This window comes from Noviherbaspirillum sedimenti, from assembly GCF_003590835.1.
Lineage (GTDB): Bacteria > Pseudomonadota > Gammaproteobacteria > Burkholderiales > Burkholderiaceae_D > Paucimonas > Paucimonas sedimenti.
In genome coordinates this window covers 1390757-1412048 of sequence record NZ_QYUQ01000002.1, presented here as the reverse complement: position 1 = coordinate 1412048, position 21292 = coordinate 1390757, and the positions used below count along the sequence as shown (strand labels likewise).

The following is a 21292-nucleotide window of genomic DNA, read 5'->3' as shown; positions in this document are numbered from 1 at the left end:
GCATCTATGTATATGCAACGGATTCAATTCAAGAGGCTTGAGTGAATTTTCTAATTGCACTTGGTAATCGTATCAGGACAGCAGATCCACACCATTTCGCCATCTTCAAAGGGATGGCGTCGGTTGCCATGTTTGTTTTTCTTGGGAAGCTGATGAGCGCAGCCAAAGAGATGGCGGTAGCTTACCGTTATGGCCTTGGCGCCGAAGTGGATGCGTATCAGTTTGTTTGCAACTTGATTGGTTGGCCACTTGGCATGTGGAGCAGCCTGCTGACTGCTGTTCTCGTCCCCTTGTCTGCGAGGATACGTCAGTTTGACAGAGAAGAATTGTCGCATTTTCGCTCGGAACTTTTTGGGCTTGCACTTATATTTGGACTCGTTCTGGCATTGCTTGTGTCTCTAGTCATCGGCGCGATACTGCACTTTGGATGGAGCGGTCTGCCTGCGAATACGGAACAACTTGCGATACGCGCGCTTCCAGGCTTGATCCTGCTACTGCCGTTGGGATCGATTGTCACGCTTCAAACTGCGTGGATGCTTTCGGCGGGACGACATGTCAATACCTTGCTCGATAGCGTTCCCACATTGTTTATCGCCGGTGCCGTTCTTGTATTTTCCGGTGGTGAGATTGAGCCGCTTGTGTGGGGCACTGTGGTAGGCAGTGTATTTCACTTAATCACTCTTGTCATACCAATGGCGCGGCGCAATGAGATTGAGGGGCCAAGTTTTACCTATACCTCCTCACAATGGCATTGGTTTTGGCAAGGTTTTGGAATCATGCTTGCGGGCCAGGCAATGATGAGCTTAACGGTGATTGTCGACCAGTTTTTTGCTGTTAACCTGGGCACCGGTGCCATTGCCACGCTCGGTTACGCGAATCGCATTCTTACCCTGATCCTGGGGCTTGCTGCCATCGCAGTATCCCGCGCCACGCTGCCGGTTTTTTCGCAGGCCAAACTGAACAGCGCAGTAAGAATGCATGAGATTGCCATTTACTGGGTGCGATTGATGTTTATGCTGGGTTTGGGGGCAATGGTGATCGGCTATTGGCTCGCACCATGGGCGGTAAAACTATTGTTTGAACGTGGCGCATTTTCAGAAACGGATACCAGAATTGTGGCGAATGTGCTTCGTTATGGCTTGTTGCAGTTGCCATTTTATTTCGCTTCTTCGGTTTTGGTCAGCTACGCATTAAGCCAACGTCGCTACACATTGATCTTTTGGTCCGGCGTCATCGGAATAGTGTTCAAGAGCATTGGCAACGTAGTACTGGTGCCGCATCTCGGGATCAACGGAATAGCTGCCGCCTCAGCCTTTATGGCTGGTTTTATCGCATTATTTTTTTGGCTAACGCTAAGGTATTTGAAATGATCGAATTGGCAGAAAGCGAGCCGAGAAATTTTCCAATCGGAAAAAATGATTTCACCTTGTATCCATGCAATCAGCCGGAGGAACTGATGAGGCTCGTCATTTTTATTAATAACCTTGCGGGCGGCGGAGCAGAACGGGTCGCCGCCACGCTTGCAAACTATTGGGCATGCAAGCAGTGGGATATTACGATCGTCACGCTTGGTTCCAAAAGCCTTGATTTTTATCCATTGCATCCAGCGGTTAGACGGGTTTCGCTAAATCTATTGGATGACAGCACGCATTTTATGGATGCGTTGCTACAGAATGTCCAGCGCGTAATGGCGCTGCGAAAAGCAATAAAACAGTTGCGCCCGAAAGTGATCATGTCCTTGATGAGCACACCTAATGTGCTTCTGGCGTTCGCCAGTATGGGGATTACCGGTTTATGCACCATTGGTACGGAACACTGTTATCCGCCACATTTGCCGTTAGGGAGGATGTGGGAATCGTTACGCCGCAGGATGTACGGTAGGTTATCCGCCGTCGTTGCTTTGACACAGGAGTGCGCCGAGTGGATCAAAGTGCATACTTCCGCGAGATGCGTTCCAGTTATTCCCAATGCTGCTTGCTGGCCACTGCCCGACAAGCCGCCAAAAATAGAACCGGACACGATTTGTCTGCCCGAACGAAAAATTCTGTTGGCAGTTGGTCGGTTGAGCAAACAAAAAAACTTCGAAGTGCTGATAGACGTATTTTCTAAGATCGCGCCAAAACATCCGGATTGGGATCTCGTGATACTTGGCGAGGGCCCTGATCGCGAGATGCTGGAATCGAGGATTCGGGACGCAATGTTGGGAGCCCGTATTTTTATGCCGGGAATCGCTGGCAATGTTGGGCAGTGGTACTCACGAGCAGATCTGTATGTGATGAGTTCACGCTTTGAGGGCTTTCCCAATGTGCTTGCCGAGGCGCTTGCTTATGGCGTCCCAGCAGTTAGCTTCGATTGTGACACTGGCCCACGGGATATTATTCGCCATGGCGTGGATGGGTTTCTTGTCCCTGTAGGAAATGCCGTGGAGTTGCAAGCCATGCTGGAGCGTGTGATGCGCGACAGCCAGCTAAGACAAGAGTTGGCCTCCCGGGCTAATGACGTCAGAGAACGCTTTTCACTCGTGAAGATAGCGGACATGTGGGAGAGTTTATTCAACAAGCTCTCCGGTGCGGGGTTCGTATCGGAAGTGAATCATGTCGATATGGCGAATAAAAGGACCAACTCATGAGTTCCGAGTTCGTTACTCGTTCTGCTTCATATCCGACAGTTGATGATGCCGGTGTAGTGCCAAATAAAACCAGAAATGGTTTTTTGAGTTGGTATCAAACCATAGTACTAGCTGGAGCCGTTGGCGTCATCTATTCGAACCTGCCGATATACGCATATGTTTTGCAACCGAGTTTGTTGCCAAAATTTTTCTTTTTCGGTTTATTTTTACTCATCGCGCCATTGTTCATTACTAACTTCAGGGCATTGGGCGCCTATTTTTTGTCGCCGTTCGTGCTATGGGCTTTGGTGCTAGTCATTCTTAATATTATTCATCTTGCAGGATCTTCCATCGATAGCAGCATTGGCGAAAATTCTCTGAATAGCAGTTACATGGAACCAAAGAATGCCCTGATTCTTACCCGCATTCAATACATCGTTTTCGCCATTTTTCTCGGCTTTTCCGCTTTTGTAAGCGACAAAAATTCCTATCTCCGCACTTTCATCATTCTGGCTGTTTTATTGCCATCTGCCATTATTTTGGATTTTATAAATCCGGGGCTTCTATACCCTATTGGCACCGATGGTGCGGTGCTGGGACGAGCTGCAGCAATGTTCATTAATCCTACGATGGCTGCAGAGGCTGTTCTCTTGGTTTTTCTATTTAGCTGCGAGGCGACCAAAGCGAAGTATCGAATGCCGCTTTTTATCTTGTTGGGAGCCGGAGTTCTTACGACGTTTACTCGTTCTGCGATGATTGCCTGGGTACTGCTATGGCCGCTGTTGATTGCCAAACGAATATTGCCAAAATCTGCAATTTTCGTTACGGCAATTGTGCTGGGGATATTCTTATTGTCCTTAGGCACTTTTGAAAACTATCTTGGCAATCGTCAGGACTTTGAAGGATCTTTTTCCAATATCCAGGCCAGACTGGACTTTTTTTCGAATGCAAAGCTGAATGATGATAGTTCTCAGGAGCGGGCGGAAGTTATCAGGGCAGGCTGGGATCTATTCTTGCAAAATCCAGTCTTTGGCGCCGGCGCTGGCGCCACTTATTTCTGGTCGCACAGAGGAAGTACGCATAACCAGCTGCTTCTGATGGCGGCTGAATATGGAATTCTTGGCATCGGCTTGTGGGTATGGATGGTCATACTTTTATGGAAGGGAGATTTTTTTCAGAATAAAAGCTTGCAGTTGGCAATTGTTTTTCTGTTCGTTTTTATGTCAATGTTCACTCACCAGATGCTGGATTCCGCATCGTACTGGCTTGCCACCTTCGCACTGGCGTCCGTAAGAAAAAGCGGCGCACCGGTGCCAGGAACAAGGATGGCATGAAAATAATTCTACTCACAAGTTCACTAGCCCTCGGTGGCACCGAGCGCGTCGTTGCCAACCTTTGCAATGATCTCGCGCGGCGCGGAGACAGTGTCACATTGATCCTGACATTCTCAGGCACGGGAAAGCAGTTTTATCAAATATCCGAGGCTACTGAGGTGATCTATCTAGCCAATATTGTGGGAGTCAAGAAGATCAGCATACTGAGTTACACACAGCGGCTTTACGCCTTGCGGCAACTTGTCTCGCAGAGGTCGGCAGACGTCATCGTCTCGTTTCTGCCGAATGTCAATGTGGCCACCATACTTTCCACCGCTTTCCTGGGGGTTCCGGTAATTATCTGTGAAAGGTCATATCCGGCGGTTTTTCCGCGGTTTCATTGGCTGAACTTGCTGCGCAGATTCACCTATCGATTTGCCGATATGTTAACGGTGCAGACGGAAAGCGTTGCTGACATCTTCAGACGGCTTTGTCCCGGTGTAAAGGCAGTGTGCACGATACCGAATGCGTTGCCGCAGGAGATTGCCAGTTATAGGAAAACACCGGAAAGCCAAAGAAAAATTTTACTGAGTCTGGGACGTCTTGCGTCAGAGAAGCAGGTCGATAAATTGCTGGATGCGTTTTCCGCAGCAGCCCCGGAATTCCATGACTGGGATTTGCATATTTACGGCGATGGGCCGTTGATGATGGCGCTTGAACAGCATATCGAGAGCGCAGGATTGCATACGCGGGTGTTCCTGAAAGGGCCTACCAGCCGTCCATGGGAAGTCATGGCATGCGCAGACGCATTTGTGATGCTTTCGCAGTACGAAGGCTTTCCCAATGCCTTGCTTGAGGCCATGGGGATAGGCTTGCCATGCATTGTTTTCGATTGCCCCAGCGGCCCCCGTGAAATCACGCGCGATGGCCAGGACGCCCTGCTGGTGCCGCTGAATGACTATCAGGCATTGGCCGCTGCAATGACAAAAATGATGGGCGACGCTCAGTTGCGACGTTGTCTGGGAAATCAAGCCCGTGACTCGGTGCGCAGACGATTCAGCCATGCGCATGTGATGAGTTTATGGGACCGTTTGTTCAAACGAGTGGGAGCAATCCAATGACGGTCGTCTCGCGTTGCGGTCAATGCGCTTTTTCTGGTTTGCATAATTGATTATGTCCAGACTTGTCATTTCCCTGGACTTCGAGCTCTTTTGGGGCGTTGGTCATGCGCATTCGTTCGCCAGTTACGGCGCCAATGTGCTGGGAGAATGGCGGGCGATTCCCAGAATGCTTGCGCTATTCCGCCAATACGGGATACGTGTGAGCTGGGCTACGGTCGGCATGGTGATGTGCCGGCATTACAAGGAGTGGCGCGAAATCAGGCCATCGATATTGCCAGGATATATACGCCAGAAGATCTCCCCTTACACCATGGATAAGCTGGTCCGGGAACAGCCAGACTTGTTTTTCGCCCGCTCGCTGGTTGAACAAATACTCGGCACCCCAGGCCAGGAAGTGGCGACACATACTTACAGTCATTTTTATTGTAATGAGGCTGGCGCAACCCCGGAACAGTTTTCCGCGGATCTGGATTGCGCCAGGATGATTGCCGCTGACATGGGAGTGCACTACCGCAGCCTGGTATTCCCAAGAAACCAGATTGTCGAAAAATTCCTGGCCGTGTTGCCAGACGCCGGGATTCAGGTCTATCGGGGGAACGCCGGTCATTGGCTGTATCGCAATGGCGATGCTGTTGCTGGGAGGCTTGCCGGGCGCGCCGTAAGACTGGCGGATTCCTGCGTGCCCTTGAGCGGCAAGCGTGTCGAGCATATCGAACGCCGCGGCGAACTGATGAATTTGCCTGCCAGTCTGTTTCTATACCCCTGGTCTGAACGGCATCGTGCCCTGGCGCCCATGCGTTTGCTCAGGTTGAAACAAAGCATGAGCGCGGCGGCGCGTACCGGCGGCATTTTTCATTTGTGGTGGCACCCTCATAATTTCGGCGTAAATACAGACCAGAATCTGGCGCTTCTGGAATCACTGTTGCAGCATTACTGCACATTGGCTCAAAAATACGGCATGCAATCGAGTTGTATGGGAGATTTTCCGGAATCGGACAGTCTGGTAGAAAAATATCAAAATCCATCTTCCCTGCATGCCGCAGCATTACCCGGCAGCGGCTCTTGCGTGAGGGGAGGCTAGCATGACACGTCACGTACTGCACGTGATCACGGGACTGGAAATCGGGGGCGCGGAAATGGCGCTCTATCGACTCATTCTCCAGTCTCGCGGTAACGCCTATGCCCATTCGATCATTGCCCTGACGCCTGAAGGAGGCATGCGTGCGCGCTTTCTCGAGATGGGAATAAAATTGATCGTTCTCGATTTCAGGCGATCGCCGATATCACAATTTCTGCGCCTCAACCATCTGATCCGGAAGATCCGGCCAGATGTCGTGCAAACCTGGATGTACCATGCCGATTTGCTGGGTGGTCTCGCCGCGCATCTGGCTGGCGTGCACAAGGTGATCTGGGGCATACGCACGACCGATGTCGATGGCGGCTGTGCGCGTTCTACGACTGTGGTGCGCCGCATGTGCGCCGCGATGTCACGCTGGGTCCCGCATACCATCGTTTGCGTGGCTGAAGCCGCGCGGCAGGCACATACGCTCATTGGCTATGACGCTGCACGCATGACCGTTGTGGGCAATGGCTTCGATTTTTCCCGGCTTACGGCCACGCAAGAGCAGCGCAATCAATTGCGCACGCAATGCGGCTTTTCTGCGAACGATATCGTGGTCGGCACGCTGGGGCGCTTCAATGCGGACAAGGACCACGCCAACTTCGTGCAGGCGGCCGGCCAACTTGCCAGACTTGACGACCGGCTGCATTTTCTGATGGTCGGCGCAAACCTGGACAAGTGCAACAAAGACCTGCTGCGATGGATCGGTGAAACCGGATATCCGGAGCGTTTCGTGTTATTGGGCGAACGTACTGACGTCCCTGTATGTCTGGCTGCAATGGAAATATTTTGCCTGTCTTCCAGGACGGAAGCGTTTCCCAATGTCGTCGGGGAGGCGATGGCCATGGGCGTGCCCTGCGTGTCCACGGATGTCGGCGATGTGGCTGTGCTGATGGCGGATACCGGCGTGCTTGTGCCAAAGGCAAGCCCGGCGGCGCTTGCCGGTGGGGTGGCCGAGTTACTGGAGCTCGGTGCCGATGGCCGCAAGGAACTGGGCCGGAGGGCCAGGGTGCGCATTCATGAAAGGTACACCATGGAATGTGCCCGCAAACGCTTTGAAGAAATTTACGAAGATGTCATCGCTGGAAGGGGGCACTGATGTGCGGAATTGCCGGATTTTTTGGAGCGGGTGCGTTGTACCAGAAAGAGGAGCATCCCGTCCTCCTCAAACGTATGACCGACGCGATTATCTATCGTGGGCCGGACGATGCAGGCTACTGGTGCGATCGCGAACATGGCGTCGGCCTCGGACATCGGCGTCTGTCGATTATTGACCTGTCGGCGGCAGGGCACCAGCCGATGCAATCGGCTTCCAGTCGTTACTGCATCGTATTCAATGGGGAAATTTACAATCATCTCGTGTTGCGCAAGCAGCTGGAATCCGCCGGCAACGTGTCCGCATGGCGCGGCCATTCGGACACGGAGACGCTGCTTGCCGGTTTCGACGCCTGGGGCATACAGGGCACCATCGAGCGCGCGATCGGCATGTTTGCCATCGCCGTATGGGACCGGGAAACCGGCACGCTGACGCTTGTGCGCGACCGGATTGGCGAGAAGCCGCTGTATTACGGCTGGCAGGGAAGGGGTGACAAGGCGGTTTTCCTGTTCGGATCGGAACTGAAGGCATTGCGAGCCCATCCCGCTTTCGAAAATGTCGTGAGCCGGGGGGCGCTCTGCCTGCAGTTGCGCCACAACTACATACCGGCGCCGTATTCGATCTATGAGGGAATCGCCAAATTGCCGCCGGGGAGCATGATGACCGTATCGAGCCAGCGTCGTGAGGTGACGGTATCCACATACTGGTCAGGCGCGCAACAGGCGGTAGCAGGCGTGCATGATCCTTTCGTCGGGACGCCGGAGGCGGCCGTCGATGAACTGGAGATTTTGCTCAAGGATGCAGTACGCAGCCAAATGATGGCCGATGTGCCGCTGGGCGCCTTCCTGTCGGGCGGGGTGGATTCCTCTACTGTGGTGGCGCAGATGCAGGCGCAGTCCTCGCGCCCGGTCAAAACCTTCTCGATCGGATTCCATGAAGAAGGCTATGACGAGGCACAGCATGCCAAGGCGGTCGCCCGCCATCTGGGCACAGACCATACCGAATGGTATGTTACGGCCAGGCAGGCGATGGATGTCATTCCGTGCCTGCCGATGGTGTATGACGAACCGTTCTCCGACTCGTCCCAATTGCCGACCCTGTTGGTGTCGCAGCTGGCGAGACAGCATGTGACGGTATCGCTGTCGGGCGACGCGGGCGATGAACTGTTTTGCGGATACAACCGCTACCAGTTCGCGGCCCGGCTCTGGACCATGATGAGCGCCGCACCGCTGTCTTTGCGCAAACTGGCAGCACGCGGCTTGACCGGCGTGTCGACACAAACCTGGAACAGGATGGCAGGCGCCGTCGCCCGGTTCATGCCGCAATCGCTGCAATTCGCCAATCCCGGCGACAAGCTGCACAAGGGCGCGGGAGTGATGGCCAGCGCATCGCTCGACGCGCTTTACCTTGGCCTGGTATCGCATTGGGACGATCCGGCTGATGTCGTGATCGGTGCGACCGAACCAGCCACCTTGTTGACCGCCAACGCACCTTCGCTATCGAGCCTGGACGGCATCCAGCGCATGATGGCGCTCGATCTGCTGACTTATCTGCCGGACGACATCCTGGCCAAAGTGGATCGTGCGGCCATGAGCGTATCGCTGGAGACGCGGGTGCCGTTTCTGGATCACCGCGTCGTCGAGTTCGCCTGGCGCTTGCCGCAGTCATACAAGCTGCGCGACGGCACCACCAAATGGGCGCTGCGGCAAGTGCTGTACCGGCATGTTCCCAAGGCCTTGATCGAACGTCCAAAAATGGGTTTCGGTGTGCCGATCGGCGACTGGTTGCGCGGGCCCTTGCGGGAGTGGGCCGAAGCCTTGCTCGACGAATCCCGGTTGCGACGCGAAGGGTATTTCAAGCCTGTGCAGATCCGGAACAAATGGGAGGAACATCTTTCCGGCCGGCGCAACTGGCAGTATCACCTGTGGGACGTGCTGATGTTTCAGTCCTGGTTTGAGCACCAATCCGGCGAACTGAATCGCCATGAAGACAACCCGGCAGTTTTGCAGCCAAGCAAAGCGTGGGGGTGACGCAATGATGAACCGGAAAATCGTCATCTCGGTCAACACCGCATGGAACATCGTCAACTTTCGTTCCGGGCTGATCAAGGCGCTGATCCGGCACGGCTATGACGTGCTGGCGGTAACCCCGGATGATGACTATGCACCGCGACTGAACAGTCTGGGTTGCCGCTTCATTCGCATGCCGATGGACAATAACGGAACCCATCCCGGTCGTGACCTTTCCTTGCTGATGCGCTATGTGCGCGTGCTGCGCTCCGAGCGGCCCATGGCATATCTGGGTTATACGATCAAGCCGAATGTGTATGGGTCGATCGCCGCGCACACGCTTGGCATTCCAGTGATCAATAACATCGCGGGTCTCGGCACTACTTTCATCAACCGGACCTTCCTGACCGCTCTGGTCAAGCGGCTATATCGATTTTCCTTGCGGCGATCGCACCGGGTTTTCTTCCAGAATGCTGAAGATCTGGCTCTGTTCGTCCAGTCAGGCCTGGTCCGGAAAGAACAGACCGATCGGTTGCCGGGCTCCGGGATCGATGTTGCGCATTACCTTCCGGTTGCGCCTGCTTCCATGAGCGGGCGCTGCTTTCGATTCTTGCTGATATCACGGATGCTGAAGGACAAGGGCATAGAAGAATTTGCCGCTGCAGCTGGAATTGTTCGCCGGCGCATCCCGGACGCTCAGTTTCAATTGCTGGGATCCATAGACCGGGGAAATGCAAACGCCATTTCACTGGAACAAATTCGCGCCTGGGAAGCGAACGGCGTGATCCAGTACCTGGGCAAGACCGACGATGTCCGTCCATTTTTGGCGGACGCCGATTGCATCGTGTTGCCATCGTACCGGGAGGGCGTTCCGCGCTCGCTGCTTGAAGCGGCCGCCATGGCGCGCCCCATCATAGCAACCAATGTGGCGGGTTGCCATGATGTGGTGGAAGACCAGGTCAATGGCTTGCTCTGCAAGGTCAGGGACGCGGCTGACCTGGCGGAGAAAATGACGCAGATGTATCGACTCTCGCCTGAAAAACGCATGGAAATTGGTGCGGCCGGAAGACGGAAAGTTGCGGCGCAATTTGATGAAAGCATCGTGATCCGCAAGTACCTGGACATGATCGATGAGATTGCGGTCGCAGGCGCAGGCTCACGAAACTCGACATCCGGCAAGGCGCACATTGATACGCATTTCCGGCAAGGGTAGTGTCTGCAGAATATTGAAAAAGTGGTTCCTTCTAAGCGAGATTCCATGAACCTGGCACTCCACACAGGCAATCTGGCACTACACCATGTACGGTCCGACGACTTTCAGTTGAAGTGGAAGAAGCTGTATGCACGTTGCCCGTGGGTGACTGCATTTCAGCATCCGGATTTCGTGACGCCTTGGTACGAGCTCTATCAAACCCAATTCCTGCCAGTGATAATCCTGGCGGAAGCAGAAGACGAATCATTGACGGGACTGCTGACCCTGGCCTTTTGCAAGGAAGGCAAGCAGCTGGTGGGGGCAGGTGAGCGGCAGGCTGAATACCAGGGCTGGCTGGAGGCGAAGGATGCCGGCAATATATTTATCCGCGACGCTGTGAAAAAAATTCGCAACCACTTCCCCGGTGTCGATCTGCGCCTGAAGTACCTGCCGCCTGATATCCCGCTCAACTGGATACTCGACAACCGCGAGTATTCCAGGATTTTCAGTTTGCGCAGCCATCCGCGGCCGATCATGAAAATCAATGAAGCCGCAATGAGCAGCCAACGGAACAAGAAGACATACCGGAGAAACTTCGGCCGGTTAAAAAAATCCGGAGACGTGCAATTTGAAACCATTACCAGGCACGATCAATTCATCCGTGTTTTTGATGAACTGTGCACGCAGTACGATTTCCGGCAGGGGACACTTTATCGTCACATGCCATTTTCAAGCGACCCTGCAAAGAAGCTGCTCTACCTTGAGCTGCACAAGCGCGGTTTGTTGCACACGACCATATTGACGGTCGACGGAGAAATTGCAGCCTCGCATTCGGGGCTGCTAAGTAATGATTCCACTTTGCACATGGGAATCAGTACCCATGCCCCTTCATTTGCCGCGCACTCTCCGGGGACCCTGCTCCTGTCCATGCTGGGTGTGCATGTGGTCAAGGAAAAGATATCAGTGCTTGACCTGACGCCGGGAGGCGATGGGTACAAGGAAAAATTTGCTACCGAGCACGATGTCGTGTTTGAACTGACGGCCTACGGCGACGTAAAGGCGCGTTTGAGAAAAGAAGCCTACTTGAGCGGAAAGCGCTTTTTAAAGAACAGGATGCATCAGGCAGGACTGCGAACTGCCGATGCGTGGGCCGCAATGGGAAAGCTGAGCAGTTTCAAGGAACTCGGATTTCACGGCTTGCTGGCGCGTCTGCGTGACGCGGCGATTTCCCCGCCGTGTCTGTATCGGTACTGCGCCGACAAACCTCGCGCTGCCGCAAATCCGCTTTTGATTTCCAAAGACAGCTTGTCGGACATAGTCCGATTTGATCCGTCGGGCTCCCCGATCACACGCTGGGAGTTCCTGAACATGGCAACGGAGCGGTTGGAAAGGTCAAATCATTTGTACAGCTTCAGGAGTGACGAAAAACTTTTTATGTGCTGTTGGGTTGACGCACGTCCCGCCGGCTCGAATCAGCAACTGGCGGGTCACGCTTCGGCGTTTTCAGAAAATGCCGTCGTGCTGTTCGATTTGTATGTGCATCGCCAGGTCAAGGACGAAGAGTTGGTCCGGCGCTTTATTGAACAGATACTGTCTGAGCTGACAGACTGCCACAAGACTAAAGCTATTTATTTCAGCGGCGCGCTCAGCGATGAGTTGCAAGCGGAAATCAAACATTGCGGGTTCTCCGATCTGCCGGGTAGGCGCGATGACTTACCGGCTGTTGCGACCCGGCGCAGATATGCGGAACTTTTTAGAAAAGGCAGAAAATGGATACAGAAATGACCACGATAGACGGAGATGAGCAGTCTGATGGCATCACCATCGCTTGCTATATGAACGAAGTTCCATTGTTCGTAGAAGCAGAACTGGTTCGGTTGTATGACATGCTTTACTCCTCCATGCCGTTTTTCAAGGCCTTCAGGTCGACTGAGCAACTGAGTAGCTACGTTGCCTGGCGCAATAATCACCCAATCGCTATTTTTGTATTCCAGTTCAGGGACGGAAAAATTGATGTCCTGAACGAAATGATCGAAATCGATCAAGTAGAGATCGACAGATTTGCACACACACTATTTGCGAAAGTGCCAGCTGCCGATATCATCAGCTTTAAAGCATTAAAAACCGACAGGCGCCGATTTTCCTTTCCCAGCCAGAGGTGCTATGCAAGCGACACCTATGTGATTGCATTGCCTGCCACATCGAAGGCCTATACGGCAGCACTCGGGAAATCGACCCGTACCGCCATCAAGTATCAAATGAATAAGGTGGCACGGGATCATCCATCGTTTACGTCCCGGTTTTATGCCGATGAAGACATCGATGAGCAGCACATTCGCGACATCCTGAAGTTAAGCGAGGCGCGGATATCAAGCAAGGCATTCAATTTTTCGCACGATGAGAAACGCATCATCAATCTGGTAAAGATGTGCGGCCTCGTTAACGTCTTGTTCATCGATGGCCGCTTGTGTGCGGGTTCAATCAATTACCGTATCGGTTCGAGTTATTTCGGCGCGGTGATCGGGCAGGATTTTGCCTATGAAAAGTACGGGCTTGGAAAATTGACTGTTTACCTGACGATTTGCGAAAGTATCGACAGGCACGGCAAGAACTTTTATCTGGGTGGTGGTCCCTTCGATTACAAAGGCAGAATGCTGGGAGTGCAACAGGTTATGGATCGCCTGGATATCTATCGCTCGTACGGGAAATTGATGCTGAACTTCGGTAGCGCAGCGAAAACGGTAATGGTCGGGTATGTTCGCCGGCTCAACGTATGGCTACACAAGCATGAGCATAAATCCGGCGCACGGTTTGTCTTGAATTCTTATTACCTTTGGAAAAATCTCAGGAAAAAGGATAGTTAATCTTGCCTGAGTTGCTTTACTTCCGAAAATTGGCAGCTTCCTGAAAATAACGGATAGAGTACCATGCGTGCCGACTCCTCCAACCTTGACCTGCTTCGTTCGGTTGCGGTCACCTTCGTTGTTGTCAGCCATCTCCTTCTCGGCCACTCGTTGTCCGGAGAGGGCATTTATCATACGCAAACCCTTGGCACTCTCGGCGTACTGATTTTTTTCGTTCATACCTGTCTGGTGCTGATGCTTTCACTGGAACGACAGGCCACAAAAGAAAACGGATACCACAGCACATTCCTGTTTCTTATCCGCCGCGCTTTTCGCATTTATCCACTCAGTATCGTGGCCGTCATCGTGGTGTCGTCGCTTGCATGGATCTACTCCGCTACGCCTCCAAACGGGCGGGCAATTCTCAGCAATCTTCTGTTGATACAAAATTTCACGGGACATGGATCAATTCCCCGTGCACTGTGGAGTCTGCCGTTCGAATTCCAGATGTATCTTTTCCTGCCTGCGCTTTACATGCTGGTCAGCTATCAAGGCAAGCGCGCGCCCTATCTCGTCGGCGCGGTCTGGTTTGCCGCGGTGGTGCTGGTGCTCGCGTTCTGGATGCTGGGATGGAATGTCGAACTTGTGAAGTTCTTCCCCTGTTTCCTGCCGGGCGTGCTGGCGTTCAGTCTGCGAAGATCTGCGCGCGATTATTGGCCGGCGATGTTGTTCCTGCTGGTCGCTGCCACGGCAGTTCTCTATCCATGGATGGTTGCTCGCGGCGCGAGCGCAACGCTTCTTTCCTGGCCGATCTGCCTTGCCTTGGGCTTGATTATTCCCAGATGCCGGGAAATCGAGTTTGTCTGGCTGCAAAGGGCAGGGCGGGTGATAGCCCGCTACTCCTTTGGAATTTACCTGGTGCATGGGCCCATGATCGATTTTTCCTTCCATTATTTCAAGGATATGCCACCGGTCATTCCATGGCTGGTCTTTTTTACCGGGACGATCGGGCTTTCCTGTATTGCCTATCATGTGATTGAAAAACCCTGCACTGAACTCGGCAGGATTCTTGTCGAGCGTTTGATGACTTATCGCATGCAGCAAAAGGGCAACGCCTGAGTAATGAATTTCACATGTGTGACGTGCCATCGATCCTGAAAGGAGGTGATAGCGGTGAAGCAGATTGTGGAAACTGGGTACGATATCCGACGGCGTAAATTGTTGCTGGGCGGGATTGCGGCCGGGACTTCTGGGTTGCTACAGTTGTCTTGCCGGAGTTCGCGACACGAGCCGAATATTGAGAAAAGTATTGGTGGTGAAGTCGGCGGCATCGGCGGAGCTGTGGTGCCTGCTTACAGTGTCAGCCTGGCTGCATATGGGGGCGTGCCCGGCGCCAGTCCGTCGGTCTTGAGAGAAGCCTTCAGCCAGGCCTTTTCTGCCCTGAGAAAGAACGGTGGCGGCATCCTGCTGGTGCCTGCAGGCCTGTATGACTTCGGCAGTTATGCAACCAGCACCTATATCAATCTCGTCAAAGATTTAAGTAATGTAGCCATCTCGGCATACGGCGCCACTTTCAAGGCGACGACGACAGCCAGTGTGATGCCGCACATGTTTTATTTTTTAAATTTCAATAACATTACCATTGCCGGTGCAGGTTTCGCCGACCCGGGCTTTACGCCTTGGATAAATTGGAAAGGCATGTACTGTGTTGGCATTCAATCCAGTAAAGCAAGTAGAGGATTCAGGATGGTTGACTGTCATGCGGAAAGGGTTCTGGGATTGTTCGGCACGAATAATAACGCGGCGACCAGGCAATTTTTGGCCGACGTCAATATCCACGGGAAAGTCCGATATGCATACTATGGCGTGGGAGCCAGTTTCATCAGCGAGCAAGTTCAAGTTGATTTGAATTGCCATAATGTGCGGCGTGCTTTCATTGCCTATGCGATGAAAAATGCCGATATCAAGGTGACGGCCTCCAGTACAGAAAACTGGCCTGGCAGCAATGGCTTAATTGCGCTGGTTTGTGACGGGTCAGATAGCGGCAATGTCGAAAATGTGCAGGTCAAGGTAAATGCTTCCGGTGCGGGGATCTATGGCTGCTATGTGCATTTTTATCATCAGGGCCCGGAAGTGGATGGTTATATGCGCGACATTGATGCTACGGTCAATGCGACCAATGTGCATTCTAAGCAAAACCTGTTTTTATTCGACCATGAAAGTAACGGTGTGCAGCCGAAAACTGCGCGGATATGGGATCGGATTTCGCTGGATGGTAGCGTGACCGGAAGTCTTGCAGGACGAATTATTTCCAATCCTTCATTTTCTACTTCGCCTGGAACGGTTTTTGTGAGCGAAAAACTTGCCGGACTGACAGATCTATCGAAGTTGCCTGCTTACTTCCGCAGGAAAAAAACGAATGAATTATTTACTGAAATTCAATAAATCGGATCCTTAAATTTTCTGCTGGCTGAATTTGCTATTGATGTTTTAATGAAATGGTTCATGAGGAATTAGTATTGATATTTGCATTCATCGTGGGAATAAGCTTGGAGAAAAGATTATGAAAAATATTATGACGCAAGCGTCTAACGAGACAATATCTCATGGTGCAGAAATTAGCAGAGGGGAACGCTTTGCATTTGGAGATAATTGGGCGCGATTTTTGTCAGTACTTGATGATGAACGAATCGCAGAAGCGGAAAATAGCCTAAAGAAAATGCTCGCGGTTGAAAGTCTTGCAGGAAAATCTTTTTTAGATATTGGCAGCGGCAGCGGCCTGTTCTCGCTTGCAGCTCGAAGGCTGGGGGCAACTGTTGTCAGTTTTGATTACGATCCTCAATCTGTAGCCTGTACCATGGAGTTAAAAAACAGATTTTTTTCGACCGATGCCAACTGGGTTGTTGAAGAAGGTTCGATATTGGATGCGCAGTATTTGCAACGACTTGGAAAGTTTGATGTAGTTTATTCTTGGGGCGTGTTACATCATACAGGGGCAATGTGGACCGCGCTTGCCAACGTCGATTTGAATGTGGCGGAAAATGGAAAGCTGTTTATTGCACTTTATAACTATCAGCCATTTGCCAGTCGCTATTGGCGGTTTGTTAAAAAGCTCTATAACAAGAACATTTTGGCAAGACCGTTTATTGTGTTTTTGCATTTAATTTATCCTACGCTTCCCAGCGTGGTTTTAAAAAAAATCCAAAGAAGAAAAAATCCACGAGGCATGAGTACCTGGCACGATATGTTTGACTGGCTTGGTGGTTATCCTTTCGAGGTATCGAAACCAGAGGAGATCTTCAGTTTTTACCGGAAACTTGGATACACGCTGGAAGCACTGAAAACAGTTGGCGGACGACTCGGTTGCAATGAATTTGTCTTTCAACGCAAGAATTAATCCGGTTCTCCCCATTCTGTTGGAGCGAAACGAAGCTGAGGGCAGGCAAACCAGACACGTAGCCGCATTGTTTGATGCGCTACGCTCTGGGAGTCAACAACGACTGGCAAAGTGTCGCTGGCGGACTCGCGGCTTACGGAATGTTTGCGTTCTGAATGGCGTGCCTTGCATGTCTTTATTGCATCATCCGAATTATTGAAACAAATCAAATGACGCTAAATTCGCCATGACACAGGAGATGCGTTCAGTAAAATCATACCCCACGAACAAGCATAAGTGAGAACGACAATGGGCATAGATGTTCACGGATTAAACTTGCTGATGCATGCAAAAAAGAAAAAGTTGTTTGGTAACACTATAACCATAGGGCGGCAAGGCCTTCATGTGAAAGAGCGCCTAGTTAAAAAGTTGGTCGATGCAGAGCCGTCGTATAAAAATCAAATATATTGTGAAGAACTACTTACTGAATATTTTGGGGCCACTGTTGTCAACTCAATAGACAATTCTGCTTACGAAAATGCGACTCATATCCACGATATGAATGAACCATTGCCGATGAGCTTGCATGAAAAGTATGACACGGTAATTGACGGTGGCTGTTTGGAACATATTTACAATGCTCCTCAAGCCTTTAGAAATTGTTCTAAGTTTTGTAAACCTGGGGGACAAATATTGCATATGCTGCCAGCGAACAACTTTTGCGGGCACGGATTTTGGCAGTTTTCCCCCGAGCTATTTTTTTCGCTTTATTCCAAGAAAAATGGCTACGAGGAGACGGAAGTTTTTATAGCGGACTTATCAGACACCCAAAAATGGTATCAAGTCAAAGAGCCTAAAAATGGTGAGCGCGTAAACGTATTTTCTTCAACAGCACTATATGTATTGGTGCGGACTGTATTAAAGAATGATGAATTTTCTCATGCGGAAGTTCAGCAAAGCGACTATCTATATGAGTGGGAAAATCAGTCATTTTCAGAGCTTCAGTCAACTGGGTTAAAACAAAAACTTAAAAAAATAAATTTTTTATATAGGATTTTATCTCCGGCATATCATTTTTATTTGCGTATTCAAAGAGAAACCGGGCTAAATGGGAGAAATCCTGGACTTGTTGTGATAGACCTAAAATCTTTCATTTGATCGTATTGAATCTGTCTCAGCTTTAATAATTGATATCCGAAAATTTAAATATTTTTGCGTATACGACATATGCATGTATCCAGCAAGTGCCATAAGAACACGCACACCCACTCCACGTTTTTCCAAGTTTATCGATTCGCTGTGTCTGCCGCTGTGTAACGTTGTTCCACTGATGCTAACGCTTTGTAGACGCAGTTAACAATAGATCATTCAAGGAGGTTGATATGTCTATTACTTGCGATACAGTTACTTTGGTTCATGATTCGCTTCGTGACTTTGCCGGACTTGACCCTTTGAAGTCCACGGTCCTTGATTTCGGCTGCGGTCGCGGCGCCCTCGTTGACTATCTTTGCGAATCTGGTGTCAACGCCTATGGATGCGATGTTGATCCTTATTGGGAAGGGGACAGACCTAGACTGAGACCGATCCAACGTTCTCCGTACAAGCTTCCATTTGGCGACGCTTCATTCGATCTTGTCGTTAGCACCAGCGTGCTTGAGCACGCACAGAATCAGCGCGAATTGTTCTACGAGATTAAGCGGGTGCTAAAACCTAATGGCATTTCACTGCACTTTTATCCAGGAAAGTGGTATTTGCCATTAGAACCGCACATCTACGTGCCGCTCGTAAACTTGCTATGGCCGAAGCAGCCACGATGGTGGCTGGCATTATGGGCATTTTTTGGCATCCGTAACGAACACCAGGGAGGCCTGGATTGGCGCAAGGTGACTGCACTGAATGAACGGTACTGTGCGACCGGCCTATGCTACAAGCCACAATCATTCTATCGTGACGTATCTATGGAGGTTTTCGGCAACTGCGAGTGGCCGATGCATTACTATCTAAAGAGGGCGGATGGAGGTGTGGCTGCACTATACCGGCGACTGCCATTGAAGGGGCTCATTGCCTGGATGAGCCGACATACGAGGATGGCGATGATCGTCCAGCGCAAGTATTCAGTGTAAGTGCCTGGCACGACTGGTTTGACTGGCTCGAAGTTTATCCTTCCGAGGTGTTCAAACCGAAAGAGGTTTTCAGTTTTTGCAATAAATTGGGGGCAAGCTGGAATCGCCAAACACAGTTAGGGGAAGACTCGGGGGAATGCATTCACTTTATCAACGAAAGCATTTAACCAAGTTCTTCCCCCGGTCTCATTTGCCAAAGGTCTTAGTAGTTGTAGATACCCAGATCCCAGGGAGCAGAGCGGACGACGCCGTTCTTGTCGCGGGAGACATCGATAGGCTTGCCGTCATAGCCGGTGATCGATGTGGCCGCGCCCCTGTTTCGTGCCGGGCTGTTCGGCTGCAGGTTCCAGTCCGATGTCTGGTTGACGAACAGCGGGTCGCCGACGATGGCATTGGCCTGGGCGGGAACACCGGAGCACTGGTAGAAGTTGTTGCTATCGACTGTCAGATTTCCTTCGTAGACGCCGGTCATAGCGGCAGCGTTATTCTTGCAGATGACAATGTTGTTCTCGAACTTCGGATTGGTGTTCGATGCCTGGATGCCGGTGTTATGGCCACCCAGCAGCATCGACAGCTCGCCGCCGATCACCATGTTGTTGTAGAAGGCACTGTCCTTGGCGCCGGCGAAGATCAGCCCCTTCATCCTGCCGCCGCCGTCATTGATGACCACATTGTTATAGGCCACGGAGTTGTAGGCTTCGATTTTGGTGTTTTTGTCAAAGAAACAGGCATCGCAGGAATACCCACCCAGATAGATGGCGTAACCGTCATTGGCTTTATTGCGCACGACGTTGTTGTAGATTTGCGCATTACGCACGCCGCCTTTTGCCAGGATGGAAATGCCAAACTTGTCCTGTCCGGTCACCAGATTGTTGCGGACGATGGAATCCTTGCTGCCAAAGAGCTCAAGCATGCTATCGGACTCGGAATTCTCGATGACGGTGAAGTCCTGGTTGGACTTGATCGCCAAGTCCCGTTTCAGGCCGACTTCAACCTTGACGCCGTCAGCCTGGAAGCCCACGTAACCTGTCGTCGGATTCGAGGGGGATGCGAGGACTGAATTCCAGGCCCGGATAGCGACGCTGGCTGAGCTATAAGTGCCGCATTGCGCATTGTTGGGCGACATCGTGAAGCGAACGTCTTTCACCTTGATGTAGCTGGCGTAGATGCTGAATGCAGGTTGGCAGCCCGATTTGGAACTGTTGACCGCTTTCCACTTGTTCTGCGCCTTGAAGGTGATGGGCTGGCTGGGGGTGCCGGAACGTTTGAAAACAATCTCGCCTTCTTCGTAAGTACCATCCATCAGAACAGCGGTGTCGCCGGCGGATAGCGTGTTGGCTGCTTTCTGGATGGTGCGCCACGGCGCCGACATGCTGCCGGCATTGCCGTCGTTGCCGGTCGGTGAAATGTAATACGTCGGACCGGTTGGCGCTGGCGCAGTGGTCGTTGTCGTCGTCGCGACCGTAGTCGTGGTTGGCGCCTTGGTGGTGGTGGTCGCAGCCTGGGTGGTGGTCGTTGGCGCCCTGGTGGTGGTTGTCGCAGCCTGGGTGGTGGTCGTTGGCGCCTTGGTGGTGGTGGTCGCCGCCTTGGTGGTCGATGTGGTCGGTGCGCTGGTGGTCGAAGTTACGGGCACTGCCGGCGCATTGACGAAGGATTGGGTCTGCTTGGCCGAAGTATTCAGCGGAGCATCGGTTTGCGTGACAGAATCAATTGCACTCGGCGAGCCGATATCTGCACGGGCAACAGTGACTTTAGCCACGCCATTGCTGGTGGTGGAGCTGACTTTTTTCACAAAAGCCCAGCCCCAGGCGCCGTTGCGGCCGGAGTAGCGGTACAGGTTGCCGTTCTCGACCATGTGGCTGGCGCCGATGTTGTAGGCTTTATAGCCGGTTGTCGCATTGCGGTCGTTATCGATGAAGACGCGCACCCACGTCGGCGTGCCGCTGTAGGGAATCTGATAATTGACATTCACCGTGTCGGTCGTCGTTTGCACTGTTTCTGAAGGTGCGTCGACGGTCATTGTTTTCGTCAGTTTGGCTGACGTATTCAATGGGGGATCAGTTTGCGTTACCGCATCAATTGCACTCGGCGAGCCGATGTCTGCACGGGCAACAGTGACTTTAGCCACGCCATTGCTGGTGGTGGAGCTGACTTGCTTCACAAAAGTCCAGCCCCAGGCGCCGTTGCTGCCGGAGTAGCGGTACAGGTTGCCGTTCTCGATCAGGTGGCTGGCGCCGATGTTGTAGCCTTTATAGCCGGTTGTCGCATTGCGGTCGTTATCGATGTAAACGCGCACCCACGTCGGCGTGCCGCTGTAGGGAATCTGATAATTGACATTGGCTGCATCGTTCGTTATCTGCGGTGCGGTCTGGGCCATTGCGAATGGTGCCAGGCCAAATGCGGCGGATAACAGAATTGCATGGGAGCTTCGAAGCTTGAATGAAACGGGTTGTTTGCTTAACATTGGCATAGTAATTCGGCCTTTTGAAGT

Annotated in this window: 16 protein-coding genes; 15 read left to right on the top strand and 1 reads right to left on the bottom strand. The window is 52.0% G+C overall.

Features of this window, described 5'->3' with window-relative positions:
- Positions 1 to 41: 41 nt before the first annotated feature.
- From murJ to D3878_RS06500, 15 genes are all read left to right on the top strand, one after another.
- Positions 42 to 1370, top strand: a complete 1329-nt coding sequence (gene murJ / locus D3878_RS06570) for a murein biosynthesis integral membrane protein MurJ (protein ID WP_147383898.1) — start codon at positions 42 to 44, stop codon at positions 1368 to 1370.
- On the top strand, positions 1367 to 2629 hold the full coding sequence (locus D3878_RS06565) for a glycosyltransferase family 4 protein (RefSeq protein ID WP_233556250.1): 1263 nt from the start codon (positions 1367 to 1369) through the stop codon (positions 2627 to 2629). The genes murJ and D3878_RS06565 overlap by 4 nt, the downstream gene beginning before the upstream one ends.
- Complete coding sequence (locus tag D3878_RS06560; protein WP_119784737.1) at positions 2626 to 3942, top strand: O-antigen ligase family protein; 1317 nt, start codon at positions 2626 to 2628, stop codon at positions 3940 to 3942. Before D3878_RS06565 ends, D3878_RS06560 begins: the two co-directional genes overlap by 4 nt.
- On the top strand, positions 3939 to 5042 hold the full coding sequence (locus tag D3878_RS06555) for a glycosyltransferase family 4 protein (protein WP_119784736.1): 1104 nt from the start codon (positions 3939 to 3941) through the stop codon (positions 5040 to 5042). The genes D3878_RS06560 and D3878_RS06555 overlap by 4 nt, the downstream gene beginning before the upstream one ends.
- A 52-nt stretch (positions 5043 to 5094) precedes the next feature.
- On the top strand, positions 5095 to 6123 hold the full coding sequence (locus D3878_RS06550; RefSeq protein ID WP_119784735.1) for a polysaccharide deacetylase family protein: 1029 nt from the start codon (positions 5095 to 5097) through the stop codon (positions 6121 to 6123).
- Between the two features lies 1 nt (position 6124).
- Positions 6125 to 7261 (top strand): glycosyltransferase family 4 protein, encoded by a 1137-nt coding sequence (locus D3878_RS06545; RefSeq protein ID WP_119784734.1) that lies wholly within the window; start codon positions 6125 to 6127, stop codon positions 7259 to 7261.
- Positions 7261 to 9288: an asparagine synthase (glutamine-hydrolyzing) gene (gene asnB / locus D3878_RS06540; RefSeq protein ID WP_119784733.1), complete on the top strand. Its 2028-nt coding sequence runs from the start codon at positions 7261 to 7263 to the stop codon at positions 9286 to 9288. The genes D3878_RS06545 and asnB overlap by 1 nt, the downstream gene beginning before the upstream one ends.
- A 4-nt stretch (positions 9289 to 9292) precedes the next feature.
- Positions 9293 to 10480 carry a glycosyltransferase family 4 protein gene (locus tag D3878_RS06535; RefSeq protein ID WP_420799498.1) on the top strand — a complete coding sequence of 396 codons (1188 nt, stop codon included), beginning with the start codon at positions 9293 to 9295 and terminating at the stop codon, positions 10478 to 10480.
- A gap of 45 nt (positions 10481 to 10525) precedes the next feature.
- Positions 10526 to 12244: a GNAT family N-acetyltransferase gene (locus D3878_RS06530; RefSeq protein WP_119784732.1), complete on the top strand. Its 1719-nt coding sequence runs from the start codon at positions 10526 to 10528 to the stop codon at positions 12242 to 12244.
- Positions 12241 to 13323, top strand: a complete 1083-nt coding sequence (locus D3878_RS06525) for a GNAT family N-acetyltransferase (protein WP_158592198.1) — start codon at positions 12241 to 12243, stop codon at positions 13321 to 13323. Before D3878_RS06530 ends, D3878_RS06525 begins: the two co-directional genes overlap by 4 nt.
- A gap of 63 nt (positions 13324 to 13386) precedes the next feature.
- Positions 13387 to 14421 (top strand): acyltransferase family protein, encoded by a 1035-nt coding sequence (locus tag D3878_RS06520; protein WP_119784730.1) that lies wholly within the window; start codon positions 13387 to 13389, stop codon positions 14419 to 14421.
- Positions 14422 to 14475: 54 nt separating this feature from the next.
- Complete coding sequence (locus tag D3878_RS06515) at positions 14476 to 15747, top strand: glycoside hydrolase family protein (RefSeq protein ID WP_147383897.1); 1272 nt, start codon at positions 14476 to 14478, stop codon at positions 15745 to 15747.
- 118 nt (positions 15748 to 15865) lie between these two features.
- Positions 15866 to 16699 (top strand): class I SAM-dependent methyltransferase, encoded by an 834-nt coding sequence (locus D3878_RS06510; RefSeq protein ID WP_119784728.1) that lies wholly within the window; start codon positions 15866 to 15868, stop codon positions 16697 to 16699.
- A gap of 288 nt (positions 16700 to 16987) precedes the next feature.
- Entirely contained in the window at positions 16988 to 17836 is an 849-nt protein-coding gene (locus tag D3878_RS06505; protein ID WP_119784727.1) for a methyltransferase domain-containing protein, read from the top strand.
- Between the two features lie 224 nt (positions 17837 to 18060).
- Entirely contained in the window at positions 18061 to 18801 is a 741-nt protein-coding gene (locus D3878_RS06500) for a class I SAM-dependent methyltransferase (RefSeq protein WP_119784726.1), read from the top strand.
- A gap of 202 nt (positions 18802 to 19003) precedes the next feature.
- Here the strand turns inward: D3878_RS06500 and D3878_RS06495 are convergent, their stop codons facing one another.
- On the bottom strand, positions 19004 to 21178 hold the full coding sequence (locus tag D3878_RS06495; protein WP_119784725.1) for a right-handed parallel beta-helix repeat-containing protein: 2175 nt from the start codon (positions 21176 to 21178) through the stop codon (positions 19004 to 19006).
- Positions 21179 to 21292 lie beyond the last annotated feature (114 nt).

What these genes read in the sequence shown, in the direction of transcription:
- D3878_RS06565 (WP_233556250.1), top strand. Translation starts at nt 1,367, where the DNA reads ATGATCGAATTGGCAGAAAGCGAGCCGAGAAATTTTCCAATCGGAAAA.
- D3878_RS06560 (WP_119784737.1), top strand. Translation starts at nt 2,626, where the DNA reads ATGAGTTCCGAGTTCGTTACTCGTTCTGCTTCATATCCGACAGTTGAT.
- D3878_RS06555 (WP_119784736.1), top strand. Translation starts at nt 3,939, where the DNA reads ATGAAAATAATTCTACTCACAAGTTCACTAGCCCTCGGTGGCACCGAG.
- D3878_RS06550 (WP_119784735.1), top strand. Translation starts at nt 5,095, where the DNA reads ATGTCCAGACTTGTCATTTCCCTGGACTTCGAGCTCTTTTGGGGCGTT.
- D3878_RS06545 (WP_119784734.1), top strand. Translation starts at nt 6,125, where the DNA reads ATGACACGTCACGTACTGCACGTGATCACGGGACTGGAAATCGGGGGC.
- asnB (WP_119784733.1), top strand. Translation starts at nt 7,261, where the DNA reads ATGTGCGGAATTGCCGGATTTTTTGGAGCGGGTGCGTTGTACCAGAAA.
- D3878_RS06535 (WP_420799498.1), top strand. Translation starts at nt 9,293, where the DNA reads ATGATGAACCGGAAAATCGTCATCTCGGTCAACACCGCATGGAACATC.
- D3878_RS06530 (WP_119784732.1), top strand. Translation starts at nt 10,526, where the DNA reads ATGAACCTGGCACTCCACACAGGCAATCTGGCACTACACCATGTACGG.
- D3878_RS06525 (WP_158592198.1), top strand. Translation starts at nt 12,241, where the DNA reads ATGACCACGATAGACGGAGATGAGCAGTCTGATGGCATCACCATCGCT.
- D3878_RS06520 (WP_119784730.1), top strand. Translation starts at nt 13,387, where the DNA reads ATGCGTGCCGACTCCTCCAACCTTGACCTGCTTCGTTCGGTTGCGGTC.
- D3878_RS06510 (WP_119784728.1), top strand. Translation starts at nt 15,866, where the DNA reads ATGAAAAATATTATGACGCAAGCGTCTAACGAGACAATATCTCATGGT.
- D3878_RS06505 (WP_119784727.1), top strand. Translation starts at nt 16,988, where the DNA reads ATGGGCATAGATGTTCACGGATTAAACTTGCTGATGCATGCAAAAAAG.
- D3878_RS06500 (WP_119784726.1), top strand. Translation starts at nt 18,061, where the DNA reads ATGTCTATTACTTGCGATACAGTTACTTTGGTTCATGATTCGCTTCGT.
- D3878_RS06495 (WP_119784725.1), bottom strand. Translation starts at nt 21,178, where the DNA reads ATGGCCCAGACCGCACCGCAGATAACGAACGATGCAGCCAATGTCAAT.